The organism is Mesorhizobium sp. M4B.F.Ca.ET.143.01.1.1 (assembly GCF_004792275.1).
GTDB classification, from domain to species: domain Bacteria; phylum Pseudomonadota; class Alphaproteobacteria; order Rhizobiales; family Rhizobiaceae; genus Mesorhizobium; species Mesorhizobium abyssinicae.
Window position 1 is genome coordinate 1 of sequence record NZ_SRSR01000129.1, and the last position, 389, is coordinate 389.

The window sequence follows — 389 nt, forward strand, 5'->3', positions numbered from 1 at the left end:
CTGGAGAGAGCGCTCATGACCGCCTCCTTATCATCACGTATTCGACCTTTCGATGAAACGGTGGTATTCGCCGCCGTGGATGATCTTCATGGCGGCAACGATCGAAGCGACGTGGCGATCGATCTGCAGGTCGGCGGCGGCCATCTGAACGTCCCGAAGATGGGGCGCCCGGAAAATCTCCCGACGGTGGACTTGGCAGAGGCAAAGCTTCGCCGGCAGCCGGAACTGAGGTGTTCGGCATTGGATTTCTCCAGTCAGTTGTGATACTTACACTTGTGAAATTAGCACAGGGATTGTGAGTTGTGAAGCCTGCACAAGTAAGGATGGCTAGCGCGGCATTGAACTGGTCCTTGGCTGACCTTTCAAACGCTGCCGGCGTTCACCGCAAC

1 protein-coding gene is annotated in these 389 nt (G+C 56.3%); it reads left to right on the plus strand.

The features are described from left to right. The coding region (locus EN786_RS36275) for a hypothetical protein (RefSeq protein ID WP_210238932.1) at positions 1 to 264 on the plus strand (264 nt) is incomplete at its 5' end. Positions 265 to 389 lie beyond the last annotated feature (125 nt).